Source organism: Pseudomonas sp. AC239 (genome assembly GCF_979258545.1).
Genome location: NZ_OZ409864.1, coordinates 3,653,668 through 3,670,681 on the forward strand (window position 1 = coordinate 3,653,668; position 17,014 = coordinate 3,670,681).

Sequence of the window (17,014 nt, forward strand, 5' to 3'; positions counted from 1 at the left end):
CCCGGTGAAGAACAAGAGGGGAGACGATGAAGGCAGTAATTTTGGCGGGTGGCCTCGGCACGCGGATCAGTGAAGAGTCGCACCTCAAGCCCAAGCCGATGATCGAGATCGGCGGCAAGCCAATTCTCTGGCACATCATGAAGCAGTATTCCGCCCATGGAATCCACGACTTCGTCATCTGCCTGGGCTACAAGGGCTATGCGATCAAGGACTTCTTCGCCAACTATTTCCTGCACACCTCCGACGTGACCTTCAACATGCGCGAGAACCGCATGGAGGTGCACCAGAATTACAGCGAGCCGTGGAGCGTCACGCTGGTCGACACCGGCGAAGAAACCATGACCGGTGGCCGGCTCTTGCGCACTGCGCCTTATCTCAAGGACGAGAAAGCCTTTTGTTTTACCTACGGCGACGGCGTCTCGGATATCGATATCGGCGCTCTGATCCGTTTTCATGAAGCGCACGGCAAGCTCGCGACCGTTACGGCCGTGCAGCCTCCAGGCCGTTACGGTGCGTTGCAACGCACCGGCCACCAAGTCATGGGCTTTACCGAGAAGCCGCGAGGTGACGGCGGCTGGATCAATGGCGGTTTTTTCGTCCTGTCACCGCAGGTGCTACCTTACATCGCCGGCGATGCGACCAGCTGGGAAGCCGAGCCGTTGATGCAACTGGCTGAGTTGGAACAGCTGCATGCCTACGAACATTCGGGCTTCTGGCAGCCGATGGACACCCTGCGTGACAAGAACCATCTCGAAGCGCTGTGGCAGAGCGGGGAGGCCCCATGGAAGCAATGGGCCTGAGTGCGGATTTCTGGCGTGGCAAACGCGTTCTCGTTACCGGGCACACCGGTTTCAAAGGCAGCTGGCTGACCCTGTGGCTGCAAAGCCTTGGTGCGCAAGTCAGCGGTTTTTCTTTGGATCCGTCCACCGAGCCGAGCCTGTTCCAACTGGCGCGTGTACACGAGGGCATCAACGATCAACGCGGCGATCTGCGTGACCTCGGCGCCTTGCTGGAAATCATCGCCGAGACCGAGCCGGAAATAGTCCTGCATCTGGCGGCCCAGCCTCTGGTGCGCGAGGGCTATCGCGATCCACTCGGCACCTATTCAAGCAATGTCATGGGTACGCTGAACCTGCTCGAAGCGATTCGTCAGGTCGGCGGCGTGCGCGCCTGTGTGCTGGTGACCACCGACAAGGTCTACGCCAACAAGGAATGGCTGTGGCCGTACCGCGAAGACGAAGCCCTCGGTGGCCACGATCCTTACAGCAGCAGCAAGGCCTGCTGCGAATTGCTCGCGCAGTCCTACGCCGCGTCGTTCTTCCCGGCGGACAAACATGCCGAACACGGTCTGGCCTTGGCTACCGCACGCGCCGGCAATGTGCTGGGCGGCGGCGACTTCGCCCCGGAACGTCTGATTCCCGACGTATTGAAAGCCTGGACCGCCGACGAGCCAGTGACCCTGCGCTACCCGCAGGCCGTGCGCCCTTGGCAGCACGCGCTGGAGCCGCTGGCCGGATATCTGCAACTGGCCGCCGCCCTCTACGAAGAGGGCCCGGAATACGCCGGTGCGTGGAACTTCGGCCCTGGTGAGGCCGACATGTGCAGCGTCGGTGAGGTGGTCGAACTGCTTGCCAACCGCTGGCCGCAGGCCCGTGGTCTGCGCATCGAACCGAGTGAGCTGCACGAAGCCGGTCTGCTGCGTCTGGACAGCAGCCGCGCGCGGCAGGGGCTTGGATGGAAGCCGCGCTGGACGCTGGAACAATGCCTGACGCAGACCCTCGGCTGGCATCTGGCGTGGCAACACGGCGATGACATGCGCGCCGTTACCTTGAACCAATTGAATCTGTACAGAGAGCGTTCATGAGCGATTACACCCTGCAGAAAACGCCATTGGAGGGCCTGTACCTCATTGAGCAGAAAGTCTTCTGCGATGAGCGCGGGCGGTTCGCCCGGCTGTTCTGCCAGAGTCGTCTGACCGTCCAGGGACGTCCTTTTGCGATCCGCCAGATCAATCATTCGCGCACGTTGGGCCAAGGTAGCGTACGCGGTCTGCATTTTCAGAAAGCCGGTTATGCCGAATCCAAGCTGATCACTTGTGTGCGCGGCGCGGTCTGGGATGTGGCGGTCGACCTGCGGCCGCAATCGCCAACGTATTTGCAGTGGCATGCGCAAGAACTGCGCGCCGATGATGGCCTCAGTTTTTTGATTCCTGCCGGTTTTGCCCACGGCTTCCAGTCACTGACCGATGAATCGGAAGTGCTGTACCTCACCGATGCCGATTACGCACCGGAGCATGAAGCGGGTTTGTCGGCCATTGATCCGGCACTCGCGATCTCATGGCCGCTGCCCGTCAAGAATTTGTCAGCCAAGGATTCCAGGCATCCGCTGCTCGACAAACAGTTTCAGGGAGTCGAGCTTTGACGGCGACCACCACCACTGTGCTGGTCACTGGCGCCACCGGCTTCGTCGGTCGCCACTTGGTCGGCGCTTTGCTTTCCAAAGGCTGCAAAGTGCGTGCGGTTGCGCGCACCCTCGACTCTGCTCGCAGTTTGCCGTGGTTCGCGCAGGTGGAATTTGTCGCCGCCGATCTGCATGCGCCAGACCTTGATGTCGAGCGCTTGGTTGATGGCGTGGATGTCGTCGCGCATCTGGCCTGGAGCGGCTTGCCTAACTATCAGGCGCTGTTTCATTTCGAACGCAACCTGCCGGCCGATTACGCGTTTCTCAAGCGTGCGGTCGTGGCAGGGGTGAGCCAGGTGCTGGTCACCGGGACTTGCTTTGAATACGGCTTGCAAAGCGGCCGGTTGGCCGAGTCGGTCTTGCCCCAGCCTTGCACGCCTTACGGTCTGGCCAAGCACACCTTGCGCCTGTTCCTTGAAGCATTGCAGCGCGAGCAGGCGTTCACCCTGCAATGGGCGCGGTTGTTTTACCTTTATGGCGAAGGGCAGAACAGCAACAGCCTGCTGGCCAGCCTCGACCGCGCCATCGATGGCGGTGAGGCGCAGTTCAATATGTCGATGGGCGACCAGCTGCGTGATTATCTGCAGATTACCGAGGCGGCCGCGCAATTGGCTTCGTTGATCGGCCGGCCTGATGTCGACGGCGTCACCAACTGCTGCAGCGGCCAGCCGATTTCCGTACGCGCGCTGGTTGAACAGCGTGTCCGCGAACGCCAGTCAACGATCAAGTTGAACCTGGGCCATTACGGTTATTCCGCCCATGAGCCCATGGCGTTCTGGGGTGATGCTCAGCGAATCTCGCAACTGAAGGGGCAAGAACATGCTGCATGAGCTTTATCGCGCGACCGGACTGCCGGTATTGCAGAACCGCACGTTTTCCAGCGCCGAAGAGGCGCGGGCCTCAGGGGCGGCAGACATTGTTCTGGTACAGGACAGCCAAACCGGGTTGATCTTCAACCAGGCCTTCGATGCCGACAAGCTGAGCTATGACGCCGACTATCAGAACGAACAGGCGCACTCGGTGCAGTTTCAGGCGCACCTCAATGCCGTCGAAGCGATCCTCGCCCGGCACTTCAAGGGCCAGACCCTGATTGAGGTCGGCTGCGGCAAAGGTTATTTCCTTGAGATGCTGCGGGGCAAAGATTACGCCATTACCGGGATCGACCCTTCGTATGAAGGTGACAATCCTGACGTGATCAAGGCACCGTTCACCCGCGAGCTGGGGTTGGCAGCGGATGCGATTGTGTTGCGCCATGTGTTGGAGCACATCAGCGATCCGTTGGCATTTCTCGCGCAAATGGCTGCAGCCAATCAGGGCGGGCAGATTTATATCGAAGTGCCGTGCTTTGACTGGATCGTCGAACACAATGCCTGGTTCGACGTGTTCTATGAGCACGTCAATTACTTCCGTCTCGCCGACTTGCGCGCAATGTTCGGCACCGTGCTCGAGGCCGGGTATCTGTTCGGTGGCCAATATCTGTACATCGTTGCCGATCTCTCGACGCTGCAACGGGCGCCGGTCGAGACGCCGTCGTTGCTGACGCTGTCGACCACCTTCACCGCCAGTCTTGATCGCGCCGTGCAGATCATTCAATCCGCGCCGGCACAGGGCTCGGCCATCTGGGGCGCTTCGTCCAAGGGCGTGATTTATTCATTGGCCTTGCAGCGCGCCGGTGTGGCGGTAGATCGCGTCGTTGACATCAACCCGGCCAAGCAGGGCCGTTACTTGCCCCTCAGTGGCGTGCGAGTGTCCTCGCCGCAAGAGGCCATGGATGCTCTGCCTGCAGGCGCCCATCTGTTTGTGATGAATTCCAACTACCTCGAAGAAATCAAGCGGATGACTGGCGCACGCTACGTCTATCACGCCGTCGACAGCGCTTCGTTTCAGTGACCCTTGAGATTATTAAGATGACCGAAAACAACATCCATAAAGCCTTCGAAGCCGAATGCCAACAAGAGATCGCGCGCCAGGGTGATGATCAGAAAGTGGTAGCACTGGCCCGGGATTTCTTCAACGAATCGGCCCGCCATAAATACAGCTACCACTTCTCCTGGATGGGCCGTCCGATCATCCAGTTGCCGCAAGACATGATGGCGATGCAGGAGATCATCTGGCAGGTCAAACCGGACCTGGTCATCGAATGCGGCATCGCTCACGGCGGTTCGATCATCTATTACGCCTCGCTGTTGGAGCTGCAGGGCCACGGCGAAGTGCTGGGCATCGACCTCGACATTCGCCCGCACAACCGTGAGGCCATCGAAAGCCACCCGATGGCCAAGCGCATCCAGATGATCGAAGGTTCGAGTATCGACGAGGCGACCGCGCAGAAAGTCCGTGCGATTGCCGAGGGCAAGAAAGTGATTCTGGTCCTCGATTCCAACCATACCCACGACCACGTACTCGAGGAGCTGCGCTTGTACGCGCCGCTGGTTTCGGTGGGCAGCTACTGCGTGGTGATGGACACCGTGGTTGAAGACATGCCGGCGGACTTTTTTCCGGATCGCCCGTGGGGTCATGGCGATAACCCGAAAACCGCCGTGTGGAAATACCTGGAAGAGAACAAGGATTTCGAGATCGATCGGCAGATGCAGAACAAACTGCTGATCACCGTGGCGCCGGACGGTTATCTGCGCCGCGTTCGTTAATTCGCAACATTACCCAGCGTTGTTTCGGCGAGTCGCCGGTTGTGGAGAGAAGTTATGCAAGGCAAGTACAGTTCTGAACTGACGCTACCGCTCAACGAGTTGTTGACGGTGGTGCTGATTACTCACAATCGGCCGGCGTTCCTGCGCCGTGCGGTGAAGTATTACAGCAGCTTGCCCTGCCGAATCATGGTGCTCGATTCCACGCCGGAACGTCCGGAAGGCGATTTTTCCGCCGTCGATTATCATCATGTACCGCAATTCGCCTACTGGGGGATGCAGGCCAAACTGGCCTATGGCGTCGAGCAACTGAGCACGCCATACATGGTGCTGGCGGCGGATGACGATTTCATCGTGTTCGATTCGCTCTGCGAGTCTGTCGGCTTTCTTCAGGCCAATCGTGACTATGGCATGTGCCACGGCTATTGCCTGATGTACCTGGCGAAGGCCGATGGCGTGAACTACTACCGCCGCGACAAGAAGGTTCAGGAAGACTATTCGTCCGAGCGGGCGCAGGACCGCGTCATTGACTACATGAGTCAGTACATCCCGCCGTTTTATGCGGTGACCCGTACTGACCTGATGAAAACCTGGCACTCGTCATTGCCGCCGGGGACCAATTTCCAATGGCAGGAAATCGGGCATGTGTATTTCCTGCTGGCGAGCGCCAAGGCACGGATCCTGCCGATTCCCTATGTGGTACGCGAGATCAACTACGGCGTTTCCGAACACAATACCGACGTGTATCACTCGTTGACCTATGTTGATGGCAAGTCGGTCGCCGAACGAGAGGCGTTTGCCGAATTCCTCGTCTCGCTGCCGACCGGTATCCAGAACCTCGATGCCGGGCAGGCCAAGGCATTTGTTCTGGAGAGCTTTGCGGCGATGGCCGAGAGTCTGGCGGTCCGCCGGGCGCTGACTGCCGAGTTGATTTTCGAGTCGACCTGGAATCAGCAATTGCGGCGGCCTGATCGGCGTTTCGGCCCACTGCAGTACGTTGAGATGCCGTTCTACAACCAGGCGTTTTTCGACCTTCTGGAACAGTTTGAATTCATGATGCACACCCTGCCGGCGGGTCGCCTTCAGTTGGAGGGGCTGGAAGGCAGATGGACGCGTCAGGCGCATCTGCTCCAGGCGCGCAATAACGATACGCCGGAGAGCGTGGTCGACCGGTTGTGGCAGGCGCATGATCTGAATGCGTTCAACCAGGTGGTTGCCAAGCGTCTGGCTGCGCAGCTGCAAGTGCTCGGTGACGAGACGGCGGCGCAAGCCATGCATGAATGGGTCGCCCGCCTCGAGGCGCTGACGGTCGACGATCATCTGGTCACGTTCGACAAGATGCAATCGGGACGTTTGTTGCACTGGCTGGCTGCACGTGCGCCTGCCATCGAGCAGCTCGAGTCGATCAGCCAACACGTGGCTGCCGAAGGTGGTGGTCAGCAGTTCGGTATCTTCCTGCTTGATCTGGACAACGACATCGACAAGTTGCAGGTGTCGCTCGACAGCCTGGTCGAGGGGTACTGCAAAGCGTTCAGGATTGTCGTGTTCACCACTGGTGAAGCGCCGGCAGCGACCACTGCGCAGAACACCCTGCACTTTGTCCGTGTCACGCCCGGCAATCTCGTCGACAAACTCAACCAGAGCGCTCAGCAGTCGCCAAGCGACTGGTTGATGTTGGCTCAGGCCGGTGATGAGTTCACCGCTAGCGGCCTGTTGCGCGCCAGCCTTGAACTGATGGGTGCCGAGAGTGTGCGTGCGGTCGCCACCGATGAAATCCAGCGCAAGGAAAACGGCGCACTGGTCGACGTATTCCGCCCCGGTTTCAACCTGGATCTGCTGCAAAGCGTGCCGTCGCTGATGGCGCGGCATTGGTTGATCCGTCGCCAGGTGCTGCTTGACGCTGGCGGTTATCAGGCCGACTTCAGCAAGGCGCTGGAATTCGATCTGTTGCTGCGCATCATCGAACAGGGCGGACTTGACGGTCTCGCGCATCTCGACGAGCCGCTGCTGATCACCGAGCAGGCGCCTCTGGAAGAAAACGCCCACGAGCGTCAGGCGTTGCTGCGTCACTTGGGCAATCGCGGCTACAAGGCCAAAGTCACTTCGGCGGCGCCGGGCACTTGGCAGATCGATTATCGCCACACTGAGCAGCCACTGGTTTCGATCATTGTGCCGGTCATCGATGATTTGCCAGCGCTGCGCCGCTGCCTTGAAGGCGTGCTGCTCAAAACCCGATACAGCCGCTACGAAGTGCTGTTGGCAGCCAACGGCAAGCAGTCGGCAGCGGTCAACGACTGGCTGGGAACGCTGCGCCACGCCAAGGTCAACGTGTTGCGTGCCGACCAGCCGCTGAGCGAAGTCGCGTTGTACAACGCCGCCAGCGAACAGGCGCAGGGTGAATACCTGGTGCTGCTGGCCGCGGACAGCGAAGTGGTCAATCCGAACTGGATCGATTCGCTGCTCAACCATGCCCAGCGTCCTGAAGTCGGCATCGTCGGCGCCAAACTCGTCGATCGCGATGGCAAAGTCGCCAATGCCGGTCTGATTCTTGGTCTGAACGAAGGCGTGGGTTCGCCTTTCATCGGCGAGCAACACAAGGCCGAGGGCTACATGCAGCGGCTGGTTGTCGAGCAGAATTATTCGGCCGTCTCCAGGGTTTGCCTGATGGTTGGCAAAGAGCTGTTCGATGCCCTTGGCGGCCTCGACGAAGCGACCTTCGCTGACGGCTATGCCGATGTCGATCTGTGCCTGAAGGCCGGTCAGGCCGGTTACCTTACCGTGTGGACGCCACTGGTGCAGGTGCTGCACACCGGCGAGCTGCCACAGGCGCCAGCGGCATTGGCGGCATTGCGTGAAAAATGGCCCGACGCCTTTGCCCAGGATGCGGCGTACAACGCCAACCTGGCCTTGAGCGGCAAAGGTTTCACTCTGGGCGAAAACGCCTCGATCAATTGGGCGCAGTTGCTCGCCTGAGCAGGCCGGACAGGAACCACAACATGTTCAACGGACAATCGATCTTCATCTCTGGCGGCACCGGCTCGTTCGGTCGCAACTTCATTCGCCGCTTGCTGGAGCAATACCAGCCCAAGCGCGTGGTGGTGTTCTCCCGCGACGAGCTCAAGCAATACGAAATGCAGCAGACGTTCAATGCACCGTGCATGCGTTATTTCATCGGTGACGTGCGTGACGCCGAGCGCTTGCGCCAGGCGATGCGCGGCATCGATTATGTCGTCCATGCTGCGGCGTTGAAGCAGGTGCCGGCGGCGGAATACAACCCGACCGAATGCATCCGCACCAACGTCAATGGCGCGGAGAACATCATCGCCGCCGCCATCGACAACGGTGTGAAAAAAGTCGTGGCGCTGTCCACCGACAAGGCGGCCAGCCCGATCAATCTGTACGGCGCGACCAAGCTGCTTTCGGACAAATTGTTCGTCGCCGCCAACAACATTGCCGGCGAGCAGCAGACCCGTTTCGCCGTGGTGCGCTACGGCAACGTCGCTGGCTCGCGCGGCTCGGTGGTGCCGTTCTTCAGCAAGCTGATCGCTGACGGCGCGCAAGAATTGCCGATCACCGACGAGCGCATGACCCGATTCTGGATCACCCTTGATCATGGCGTGCAGTTCGTCCTCGATAGCTTCGCTCGCATGCACGGCGGCGAAGTGTTCGTGCCGAAGATCCCGTCGATCCGCATCGTTGATCTGGCGCGCGGCATGGCCGAGCATCTGCCGCACAAGAACGTCGGCATTCGTCCCGGTGAGAAGCTGCACGAACTGATGGTGCCGCTGGACGATGCGCGGATGACCCTTGAGTTTGACGACCATTACACGATTCAGCCGTCGATTCGTTTTACCAGCGTCGACGTCGATTTCGCCGTCGATAAACTCGGTGAACGTGGCCGTGCCGTGGACGAGGATTTCGAGTATCGCTCGGATACCAACCCGCATTTCCTTTCAGTGGGGCAGATCGCCGATCTGCACGCGAAGCTGTCGGTATGATTCCTTACGGTCGGCAGAGCCTCGATCAGGCAGACATCGATGCGGTGGTCGAGGTGTTGCAATCGGACTGGCTGACCCAGGGGCCGACCATCGAACGCTTCGAACAGGCGATGGCCGCGCGTTGCCAGGCCGATTTCGCCGTGGCGGTGTGCAACGCCACCGCGGCGCTGCACATTGCTTGTCTGGCCGCTGATCTGGGGCCGGGCGATCGCTTGTGGACCTCGCCGAATACGTTTCTGGCTTCGGCCAACTGCGGGCGCTATTGCGGCGCAGAGGTTGATTTCGTCGACATCGATCCATTGACCTGGAACCTCGACGCCTTTGCCCTTGAAGCGAAGCTCGAACAGGCCGAGCGCGACGGCACGTTGCCCAAAGTCCTCGTCGCCGTCGCGTTCTCCGGGCAGAGCTGCGATATGCGGCGCATCGCCGAACTGGCGGAGCGCTACCACTTCACCGTGATCGAAGACGCCTCGCACGCGGTGGGCGCCAGCTACGCCGGGCGCCCGGTCGGTTGTGGCGAATTTGCGGCAATGACGGTGTTCAGTTTTCACCCGGTGAAGATCATCACCAGCGCCGAGGGCGGCATGATCCTGACCAATCGCCCGGCGCTGGCCGAACGTCTGCGACGCCTGCGCAGCCACGGCATGACCCGCGATCCCGAGCACATGACCGAGCCGAGCCACGGGGCGTGGTATTACCAGCAAGTCGAGCTGGGCTTCAATTACCGGATCACCGATCTGCAAGCGGCGCTGGGACTGTCACAGCTGGGCAAACTGGATGAGTTTGTCGCCCGGCGCCGTGAACTGGCGGCGCGCTATGATCGCTTGCTGGCGTATTTGCCGGTGACGTTGCCGAGCCCGCAGGAAGAGGCGGAGTCGGCCTGGCACTTGTATGTGATTCGCTTGCAGACCGAGCGCATCAGCCTCAGTCATCGTCAGGTCTTCGAAGGTTTGCGCGCCGCCGGTATTGGCGTGAATCTGCACTACATTCCCGTGCACTTGCAGCCTTACTATCAGGGTCTGGGGTTTGCAGAGGGCGATTTTCCCGAGGCTGAACGCTATTACGCTCAAGCCATCAGCTTGCCGCTGTACCCCTTGCTGAGCGATGAGCAGCAGGATCATGTAGTCGAGCAACTGCGCCGACTGACCGAACGATGACCGCTGCGGCGGTAGACGAGACTGTGTATGCGCGATCTGAGCGAGCAGGAAAGGTTCTGGCAGGGTGAATTCGGCAACCAGTACGTTGAGCGCAACGTCGGCCAGGCGCTGGTGGCGGGCAACCTTGGCTTTTTCGCCAAAGCGCTGAGCCGCGCGGGGCGCGTCGACAGTCTGCTGGAGCTGGGTACTAACGCCGGCAACAATTTGCAGGCATTGCGTCAGTTATTGCCGCGTTGCGAACTGTTCGGTGTCGAGATCAACGAAAGCGCGTGCGCGCAGGCGCAGGCGCTGGACATCGCGCAAATCTGGCACGGCTCGTTGTTCGATTTTCCTGTCGAGCGCCGCTACGATCTGACATTGAGCAAAGGCGTGCTGATCCATCTGGCTCCCGAGCTGTTGCCGCGCGCCTATGCGCAGATGTACGAGCTGAGCCAGCGCTACATCCTGATCGCCGAGTACTACAATCCGGCGCCGATGGAAATTGCTTACCGCGGTAACAGCGGCAAGCTGTTCAAGCGCGATTTTGCCGGGGAAATGCTTGATCGCTATGCCGATTTGCAACTGCTCGACTATGGCTTCGTCTATCACCGTGATCGGCAATTTCCGGCCGATGACATCACCTGGTTCCTGTTGGAAAAACGCCCTTGAGCAACGTCGCAATCATCCCTGCCCGTGGCGGCAGCAAGCGTATCCCGCGCAAGAATCTCTTGCCGTTCGTGGGCGTGCCGATGATTGTCCGCTCGATCCGCACAGCGCTGGAATCAGGTTTGTTCGAGCAGGTCGTGGTCAGCACCGACGATGCCGAAATTGCCGACATCGCGAGGGCGCACGGTGCGCAGGTACCGTTCATGCGCCCGGCCGATCTGGCCGATGATTTCACCGGCACTGCGGCGGTCATCGTGCACGCACTGCAGCAGTTGCCGTCCTTCGATTTCGCTTGCTGCATTTACGCCACTGCGCCGCTGTTGCAGGCACGTTATCTGCGTCAGGGTTTGGAGTTGCTGGAGCAGCATCCGCATCGATCATTTGCGTTCTCGGTCTGCGATTTCGCGTTTCCGGTACAGCGGGCACTGACAGTCGACGGGGACGGCGCCTTGACGGCGTTGTATCCCGAGTTTCGCAATACTCGTTCGCAGGACTTGCCCGAGGCGTTTCAGGACGCCGGGCAGTTTTATTGGGGGCGCAGCGAGGCGTGGTTGCGCGGTGATGTGCTGTATTCGCCAGCCAGCCTGCCGGTGATCCTGCCGCGTCATCTGGTCCAGGACATCGACACTCCCGAGGACTGGCAACGCGCCGAATACCTGTACGCCGCGCTCAAGGCCGGCGGAGAGCTGCAATGAGGGTGCTGATTCGTGCCGACGCTTCGCCGACCATTGGCAGCGGCCATATCGCCCGCTGTCTGACATTGGCGCGGGTGTTGCGCGGGCAGGGCAGTCATGTCGCATTTGCCTGTCGGCGTTTGCCGGGGCATCGACTCGACGCCCTGAATGCCGAGGGCTTCGAGACCTTCGCGCTGCCCGAGCGCTATCGTGACGAAGACCCGCTGCAGGCCATCGAATCGATGTTGCCGTGGCAGTTCGATATTGATGCACTGGGCCTGCTGCTGGACGGGCGGGCACCGTTCGACTGGATCATCGTCGACCATTATGGCCTCGATCATCACTGGCAAACCGCTGCCCGGCGCTGGGCGCATCGAATCGCCGCCGTGGATGATCTGGCCACGCGGCGCTACAGCGTCGATCTGCTGCTCAATCAGAACCTGTCCGGTCTTAGCGAAAACTACGCGCCGCTGCTGCCGCCAGGCTGTCGCACCTTGCTCGGCCCGCGCTACGCCATGTTGCGCGATGAATTCAACTGCGAAGCGATCGAGATCAAGCCGCAGGCGCGGCGCGTGCTGGTCAATTTCGGCGGTTTCGACGCGGCGAGGCAGACTCATCACGCGATGTTGGCGTTGGCGGATTTCACTGAGTTGCAGGTGGACTTCGTCGCTGGCGCCGACAACCCGGCGTGGACGCAGATGCAAGCGTTGGCCGAGACGCGATCGAACTGGCGCCTGCACAGTTTCGTCAGCGATTTCCATCAGCGCATGACTGAAGCCGACCTGTTCATCGGCGCTGGCGGCGGCACGAGTTGGGAGCGCGCTGCGCTGGGTTTGCCGACCCTCTGCATCGCCGTGGCGAACAATCAGCAGGCCAACGGCGAAGTCATGGCCGCTGCCGGTGCGCATGTGTTCATGGGGGCTCGCGAGCAGGTCAGCGTCGAGCAGTTGCGTGATGCGGTCGGATTCGTCGTGAACAATCATTTTCTACGCCGCAGCCTCGCCGAGCGCTCGCGGCAACTGGTCGATGGCCGCGGTGCTGAGCGTGTGGCGGCGGCGCTGGCCGGTGCGGTGCTGAAACTGCGCCCGGCGACGCTGGACGATGCGCAGTTGCTGTTCGATGGGCGTAATGCAGAAGCGGTACGGCGCTGGTCGCTGGAAACCGGCGTGATCGATTGGGCGCAGCATCTGAACTGGTTGACGGCCAGTTTGCGCAACCCTCAGCGGCTGCTGTTGATTGCCGAGGCGGACGACGGCCCGGTCGGGGTGCTGCGCTACGACTTGCGCGGGTTCGATGCCGAAGTGTCGATCTATTTGCTGGAGGGGCGTTTCGGCCTCGGTTGGGGCAGGGCAGTGCTCAGTCGTGGCGAAGCATTTGTCGCTGCGCACTGGCCGCAATTGACGCGCATCACTGCGCGGGTCGTGCCCGCCAATCAGTCCTCATTGAAAGTCTTTCGCGACGCCGGGTTCACCCAGGAAACCTGTGCGTTCAGCCGTGTTTTGAAGGATCACCCGCATGCCTAGTTTCAAGATTGGCCACCACACCATCGGTGCCGATGCGCCGCCGTTCATCATTGCCGAAATGAGCGGCAACCATAACCAGTCCCTCGACGTCGCCCTGCAAATCGTTGAGGCGGCAGCCAAGGCCGGGGCGCATGCCTTGAAGCTGCAAACCTACACTGCCGAGACCATGACCCTGGATCTGGCTGAAGGCGAATTCTTCATCAAGGATCCGGGCAGTCTGTGGGCCGGCACGTCGCTCTACGATCTCTACGAAAAAGCTCACACACCGTGGGAGTGGCACGCGCCGATTTTTGCTCGGGCCAAGGCGTTGGGGATGCTCGCGTTCTCGACACCGTTCGATGACAGCGCGGTGGATTTTCTCGAAAGCCTTGAAGTGCCGGCGTACAAGATTGCCAGTTTTGAAAACACCGATCTGCCGTTGATCCGTCGAGTGGCAGCGACCGGCAAACCGCTGATCATCTCCACCGGCATGGCCAGCATCGCCGAACTGGATGAAACCGTGCGTGCCGCACGCGAGGCCGGGTGCAAGGATCTGGTGTTGCTCAAGTGCACCAGCACCTATCCGGCCACGCCCCTCAACAGCAACGTGCGCACGATCCCGCATCTGCGCGAGCTGTTTGGTTGCGAGGTGGGGCTGTCGGATCATTCGATGGGTGTGGGCGTGTCGGTGGCAGCGGTGGCGCTGGGCGCGACCGTGGTGGAAAAGCACTTCACCCTCGACCGTTCGGCCGGCGGTGTTGACGCGAGTTTTTCTCTGGAACCGGCGGAGCTGGCCAGTCTGGTCGTCGAAACCGAGCGTGCCTGGCAGGCGATGGGACATGTTCAGTACGGCCCGACCGAGGCCGAGCGCAAGTCGCTGGTCTATCGCCGCTCGCTGTATGTCACTGCTGACATGGCTGCCGGTGAAGCCTTTACCGGGGATAATCTGCGCGCGATTCGCCCAGGTCTCGGTCTGCCGCCCAAGCACACCGAAGCCGTCCTCGGACGCCGTGCGCGCACCGCGATCAAGCGCGGTACGCCGCTGAATTGGTCGCTGGTCGAATAGGCCAATCTGCCATCGATTCGGCAAAATAGCGTGACCTGCGAGTCATAACGCGCATCTTCACTGTATTGTATTGACCGGGGAGATGGCGCCTGGCCCGTTTTGCGGTTCCAGTGATAGCCCTTTGCGCTTCCCGTGGCTGCCCGTTGTGGCGGCCGTTTTCTGTTTGTCGGCGCCCCTCGAATCCTTGCGAGCGGTGGTTTTGGGCTGTTTTTTATTGGGAAGCCGTAATGATTGGCATAAAAAGCATTGCGAGCTACGTTCCTGTAGCCGGCGTGGACAATTACGCACAAGGTGCAAAATTCGAGAAGGATGAAGAATTCATCCTTGGCAAGATCGGTTCGGCGTTCCTGCCGCGCAAAGACGCTGAGCAGGAAACCTCCGACCTGTGCGTGGAAGCGGCCAATGCGCTGTTTGCCAGCAACCCTGAACTGAAGCGTGAATCGATCGATGCGCTGATTGTCGTCACCCAGAATGGTGACGAAGAAGGTCTGCCGCACACCGCTGCCATCGTTCAGGACAAACTGGGCCTGCCGACCAACGTCGCGGCGTTCGACATTTCCCTGGGCTGCTCCGGTTACGTCTACGGCATCTACGCGATCAAAGGCTTCATGGAAGCCGCCGGCCTGAAGAACGGCCTGCTGATCACTGCTGACCCGTACTCGAAAATCGTTGACCCGGAAGACCGCAACACCACCATGCTGTTTGGCGATGCCGCCACGGCAACGTGGATGGGCGAACACCCGACCTGGGCACTGGGCAAGGCCAAGTTCGGCACCGACGGTTCCGGCGCACCGCACTTGAAAGTGAGCAACGGCGTGTTCTTCATGAACGGTCGTCAGGTGTTCAACTTCGCATTGCTGAAAGTCCCGGCACACTTGCACGAGTTGCTCGACGATTCCAATCTCAAGGCCGATGACATCGACGCATTCTGCATCCACCAGGGCAGCGCGGCGATTGTCGACGCCGTGGCGCGACGCTTCGAAGGCGAGCCGGAGAAGTTCATCAAGGACATGGTCGAAACCGGCAACACCGTGTCGTCGAGCATTCCGCTGCTGCTGGAAAAACACGTGCTTGATTCCGACTGGCAGCGCGTTGCACTGAGCGGTTTTGGTGTCGGTCTGTCGTGGGGCTCGGCGATCATCTATCGTCCGTAAGCTGCTGCAAAAACCACTGATACAAAAATAGCGTTCAAGGTTAACCTTGAACGCTATTTTTTTGCCCGAGAAGGAGCGCGAGGCGCCATGAGCGAGTTTTTCCAAGCCAATGCCGAGGTGTTGCAACGGCGCTGGCCGGCGCTGTTCGAGCGATTGATGGCTGAAGACAGCGCGTCCGTACAGGCCGAACTCGTGCAAGGGCTGGGCTCGACGCTGAGCGTTGACGGCATTCAGTTGACCAGTCGCCATGATCGTCTGTACGAGGCGCAGGTTCAGGCGGCAAGCCTGCCGGAAAAACCGCAACTCCATGTCTATGGCACCGGCCTGGGCGACTTGCCCGGCGTGCTTCTTGAACGTGCGGGGCTCGAGCGCCTCTACGTGCACATTCTCAATGGCGCGCTGTTCGCACTGGTGCTGCAACTGCTCGATCAGCGCCAGTGGCTGCAGGATCCCCGTGTCGAACTGTTTTACGCGGGTGATCACCCGGACTTCTTCACGCCGTTCTTTGCCTTGCCCGCCGAGATGCTGCTGGCCGATGACTTCAACGCGAAGATCCGCGACCGGCTGATCAATGAAGTGCACCTGACGTTCAACAATCGTGATTTCGATCCGCAGTCGCCAGAAATCCAGCAACGCTTGCAGGAATGTCTGCCGGTGTTGCTTGGCGATGACGATGTCGCGCAGCTGTTCGGCAGTTGCGCTGGACGTGAAATCTACGTAATCGCCACCGGACCGACGCTGGAGCAGCATTTCGAACGTCTGGCGGCGATTCGTCAGCTTGCTGAGCGGCCGTTGTTCATCTGTGTTGATACCGCTTATCGACCGTTGCGCGAACATGGCATCGTGCCTGATCTGGTGGTTAGCATCGATCAGCGCATCGGCTTTCGGCATCTGCCCTTTCAGACGTCTGACGGCATTACGCTGGTGTACCTGCCGATGAGCGACCCGCAGGTATTGAAGGCATGGAAGGGCAAGCGCTATGGCGGCTATTCGGCCAGCCCGATCTATGCCGAGCTGCAAAAACAGTATCCACGCGGCGAGCTGCACGTCGGCGGCAGCGTGATTCATCCGGCGGTGGATCTCGCGGTAAAAATGGGCGCGAGCCGAATCACTCTGTTTGGCGCTGACTTCGCTTTCCCGATGAACAAGACCCACGCCGGTTGGGACGACGGTGATCTGGGCCCGCCGCTGGCCCAGGCGAGGCACTGGGTGCGCGATGGCCACGGTCAGCGCGTCAGTACTCAGCTGAATTTTCGCGGATATCTGTGTGTGCTTGAGCGTTATATCGCCGCGCATCCAAAGGTCGAATTTCTCAACAGCAGCCGCGCCGGTGCATTGATTGCCGGGACCGCTTTCAATCCGGAGTTCGTGCAATGAGTGCGCTGAGTCAATGTCAGGATCAGTGTCGTCAGTGTGCCGCGTTGTTTCGCCTTGGGCGTGACGTTGAGGCGGCACTGACGATGGTCGATGTATTCGAACAGGCCCAGCAATGTCTGGCGTCTGCCTCAGTGGGTATCCAGCAGGCGTGGGCACAGGTGCTCACGCAAATGCTCGACTGTCAGGAGCGCCAGAACTGGTTGGGCCTGGCTGACTATATGGAATACGAACTGGTCGAATTGCTGGAAAGTGCCAGGCGCTGAACCGCTGCGCAGCACTGGCCCGCGGCTTTGCGTTACAGGCGGTTTTATGACGTCATTTTTTCGCGCTGGATGTGCT

At 60.3% G+C, this 17,014-nt stretch carries 16 protein-coding genes; all 16 read left to right on the forward strand.

Annotated elements, in window-relative coordinates:
- The first annotated feature begins 26 nt into the window (after positions 1-26).
- Positions 27-800, forward strand: a complete 774-nt coding sequence (gene rfbF / locus ACZ0AZ_RS16625; RefSeq protein WP_039761130.1) for a glucose-1-phosphate cytidylyltransferase — start codon at positions 27-29, stop codon at positions 798-800.
- Positions 782-1,864, forward strand: coding sequence for a CDP-glucose 4,6-dehydratase (gene rfbG, locus ACZ0AZ_RS16630; RefSeq protein WP_039761132.1), 1,083 nt, complete (start codon positions 782-784; stop codon positions 1,862-1,864). The genes rfbF and rfbG overlap by 19 nt, the downstream gene beginning before the upstream one ends.
- Positions 1,861-2,421: a dTDP-4-dehydrorhamnose 3,5-epimerase gene (gene rfbC / locus ACZ0AZ_RS16635; RefSeq protein ID WP_129999016.1), complete on the forward strand. Its 561-nt coding sequence runs from the start codon at positions 1,861-1,863 to the stop codon at positions 2,419-2,421. The genes rfbG and rfbC overlap by 4 nt, the downstream gene beginning before the upstream one ends.
- The gene (locus ACZ0AZ_RS16640) at positions 2,418-3,290 is read left to right on the forward strand and encodes an NAD-dependent epimerase/dehydratase family protein (protein WP_463537750.1); all 873 of its coding nucleotides are present in this window, start codon (positions 2,418-2,420) and stop codon (positions 3,288-3,290) included. Before rfbC ends, ACZ0AZ_RS16640 begins: the two co-directional genes overlap by 4 nt.
- Positions 3,280-4,350, forward strand: coding sequence for a class I SAM-dependent methyltransferase (locus ACZ0AZ_RS16645; RefSeq protein ID WP_463537751.1), 1,071 nt, complete (start codon positions 3,280-3,282; stop codon positions 4,348-4,350). Before ACZ0AZ_RS16640 ends, ACZ0AZ_RS16645 begins: the two co-directional genes overlap by 11 nt.
- A 17-nt stretch (positions 4,351-4,367) precedes the next feature.
- The gene (locus tag ACZ0AZ_RS16650; protein ID WP_039761138.1) at positions 4,368-5,105 is read left to right on the forward strand and encodes a cephalosporin hydroxylase family protein; all 738 of its coding nucleotides are present in this window, start codon (positions 4,368-4,370) and stop codon (positions 5,103-5,105) included.
- A gap of 54 nt (positions 5,106-5,159) precedes the next feature.
- Positions 5,160-8,075: a glycosyltransferase family 2 protein gene (locus tag ACZ0AZ_RS16655; RefSeq protein WP_463537752.1), complete on the forward strand. Its 2,916-nt coding sequence runs from the start codon at positions 5,160-5,162 to the stop codon at positions 8,073-8,075.
- Between the two features lie 23 nt (positions 8,076-8,098).
- Positions 8,099-9,100 carry a UDP-N-acetylglucosamine 4,6-dehydratase (inverting) gene (gene pseB, locus ACZ0AZ_RS16660; RefSeq protein WP_110645058.1) on the forward strand — a complete coding sequence of 334 codons (1,002 nt, stop codon included), beginning with the start codon at positions 8,099-8,101 and terminating at the stop codon, positions 9,098-9,100.
- Positions 9,097-10,257, forward strand: a complete 1,161-nt coding sequence (gene pseC, locus ACZ0AZ_RS16665) for a UDP-4-amino-4,6-dideoxy-N-acetyl-beta-L-altrosamine transaminase (protein WP_129999020.1) — start codon at positions 9,097-9,099, stop codon at positions 10,255-10,257. Before pseB ends, pseC begins: the two co-directional genes overlap by 4 nt.
- Positions 10,258-10,284: 27 nt before the next feature.
- Positions 10,285-10,905, forward strand: coding sequence for a pseudaminic acid biosynthesis-associated methylase (locus tag ACZ0AZ_RS16670; protein ID WP_073472797.1), 621 nt, complete (start codon positions 10,285-10,287; stop codon positions 10,903-10,905).
- Positions 10,902-11,597: a pseudaminic acid cytidylyltransferase gene (gene pseF / locus ACZ0AZ_RS16675; RefSeq protein ID WP_463537753.1), complete on the forward strand. Its 696-nt coding sequence runs from the start codon at positions 10,902-10,904 to the stop codon at positions 11,595-11,597. The genes ACZ0AZ_RS16670 and pseF overlap by 4 nt, the downstream gene beginning before the upstream one ends.
- Positions 11,594-13,099, forward strand: a complete 1,506-nt coding sequence (gene pseG / locus ACZ0AZ_RS16680) for a UDP-2,4-diacetamido-2,4,6-trideoxy-beta-L-altropyranose hydrolase (protein ID WP_463537754.1) — start codon at positions 11,594-11,596, stop codon at positions 13,097-13,099. Before pseF ends, pseG begins: the two co-directional genes overlap by 4 nt.
- A complete protein-coding gene (gene pseI / locus ACZ0AZ_RS16685; RefSeq protein ID WP_463537755.1) occupies positions 13,092-14,144 on the forward strand; it encodes a pseudaminic acid synthase in 1,053 nt (350 codons plus the stop codon). Before pseG ends, pseI begins: the two co-directional genes overlap by 8 nt.
- Positions 14,145-14,371: 227 nt before the next feature.
- The gene (locus ACZ0AZ_RS16690) at positions 14,372-15,298 is read left to right on the forward strand and encodes a ketoacyl-ACP synthase III (protein WP_039761155.1); all 927 of its coding nucleotides are present in this window, start codon (positions 14,372-14,374) and stop codon (positions 15,296-15,298) included.
- Positions 15,299-15,385: 87 nt separating this feature from the next.
- Positions 15,386-16,675, forward strand: coding sequence for a motility associated factor glycosyltransferase family protein (locus ACZ0AZ_RS16695; protein ID WP_310407241.1), 1,290 nt, complete (start codon positions 15,386-15,388; stop codon positions 16,673-16,675).
- Complete coding sequence (locus tag ACZ0AZ_RS16700) at positions 16,672-16,938, forward strand: hypothetical protein (RefSeq protein ID WP_024012098.1); 267 nt, start codon at positions 16,672-16,674, stop codon at positions 16,936-16,938. The genes ACZ0AZ_RS16695 and ACZ0AZ_RS16700 overlap by 4 nt, the downstream gene beginning before the upstream one ends.
- Positions 16,939-17,014: the final 76 nt, after the last annotated feature.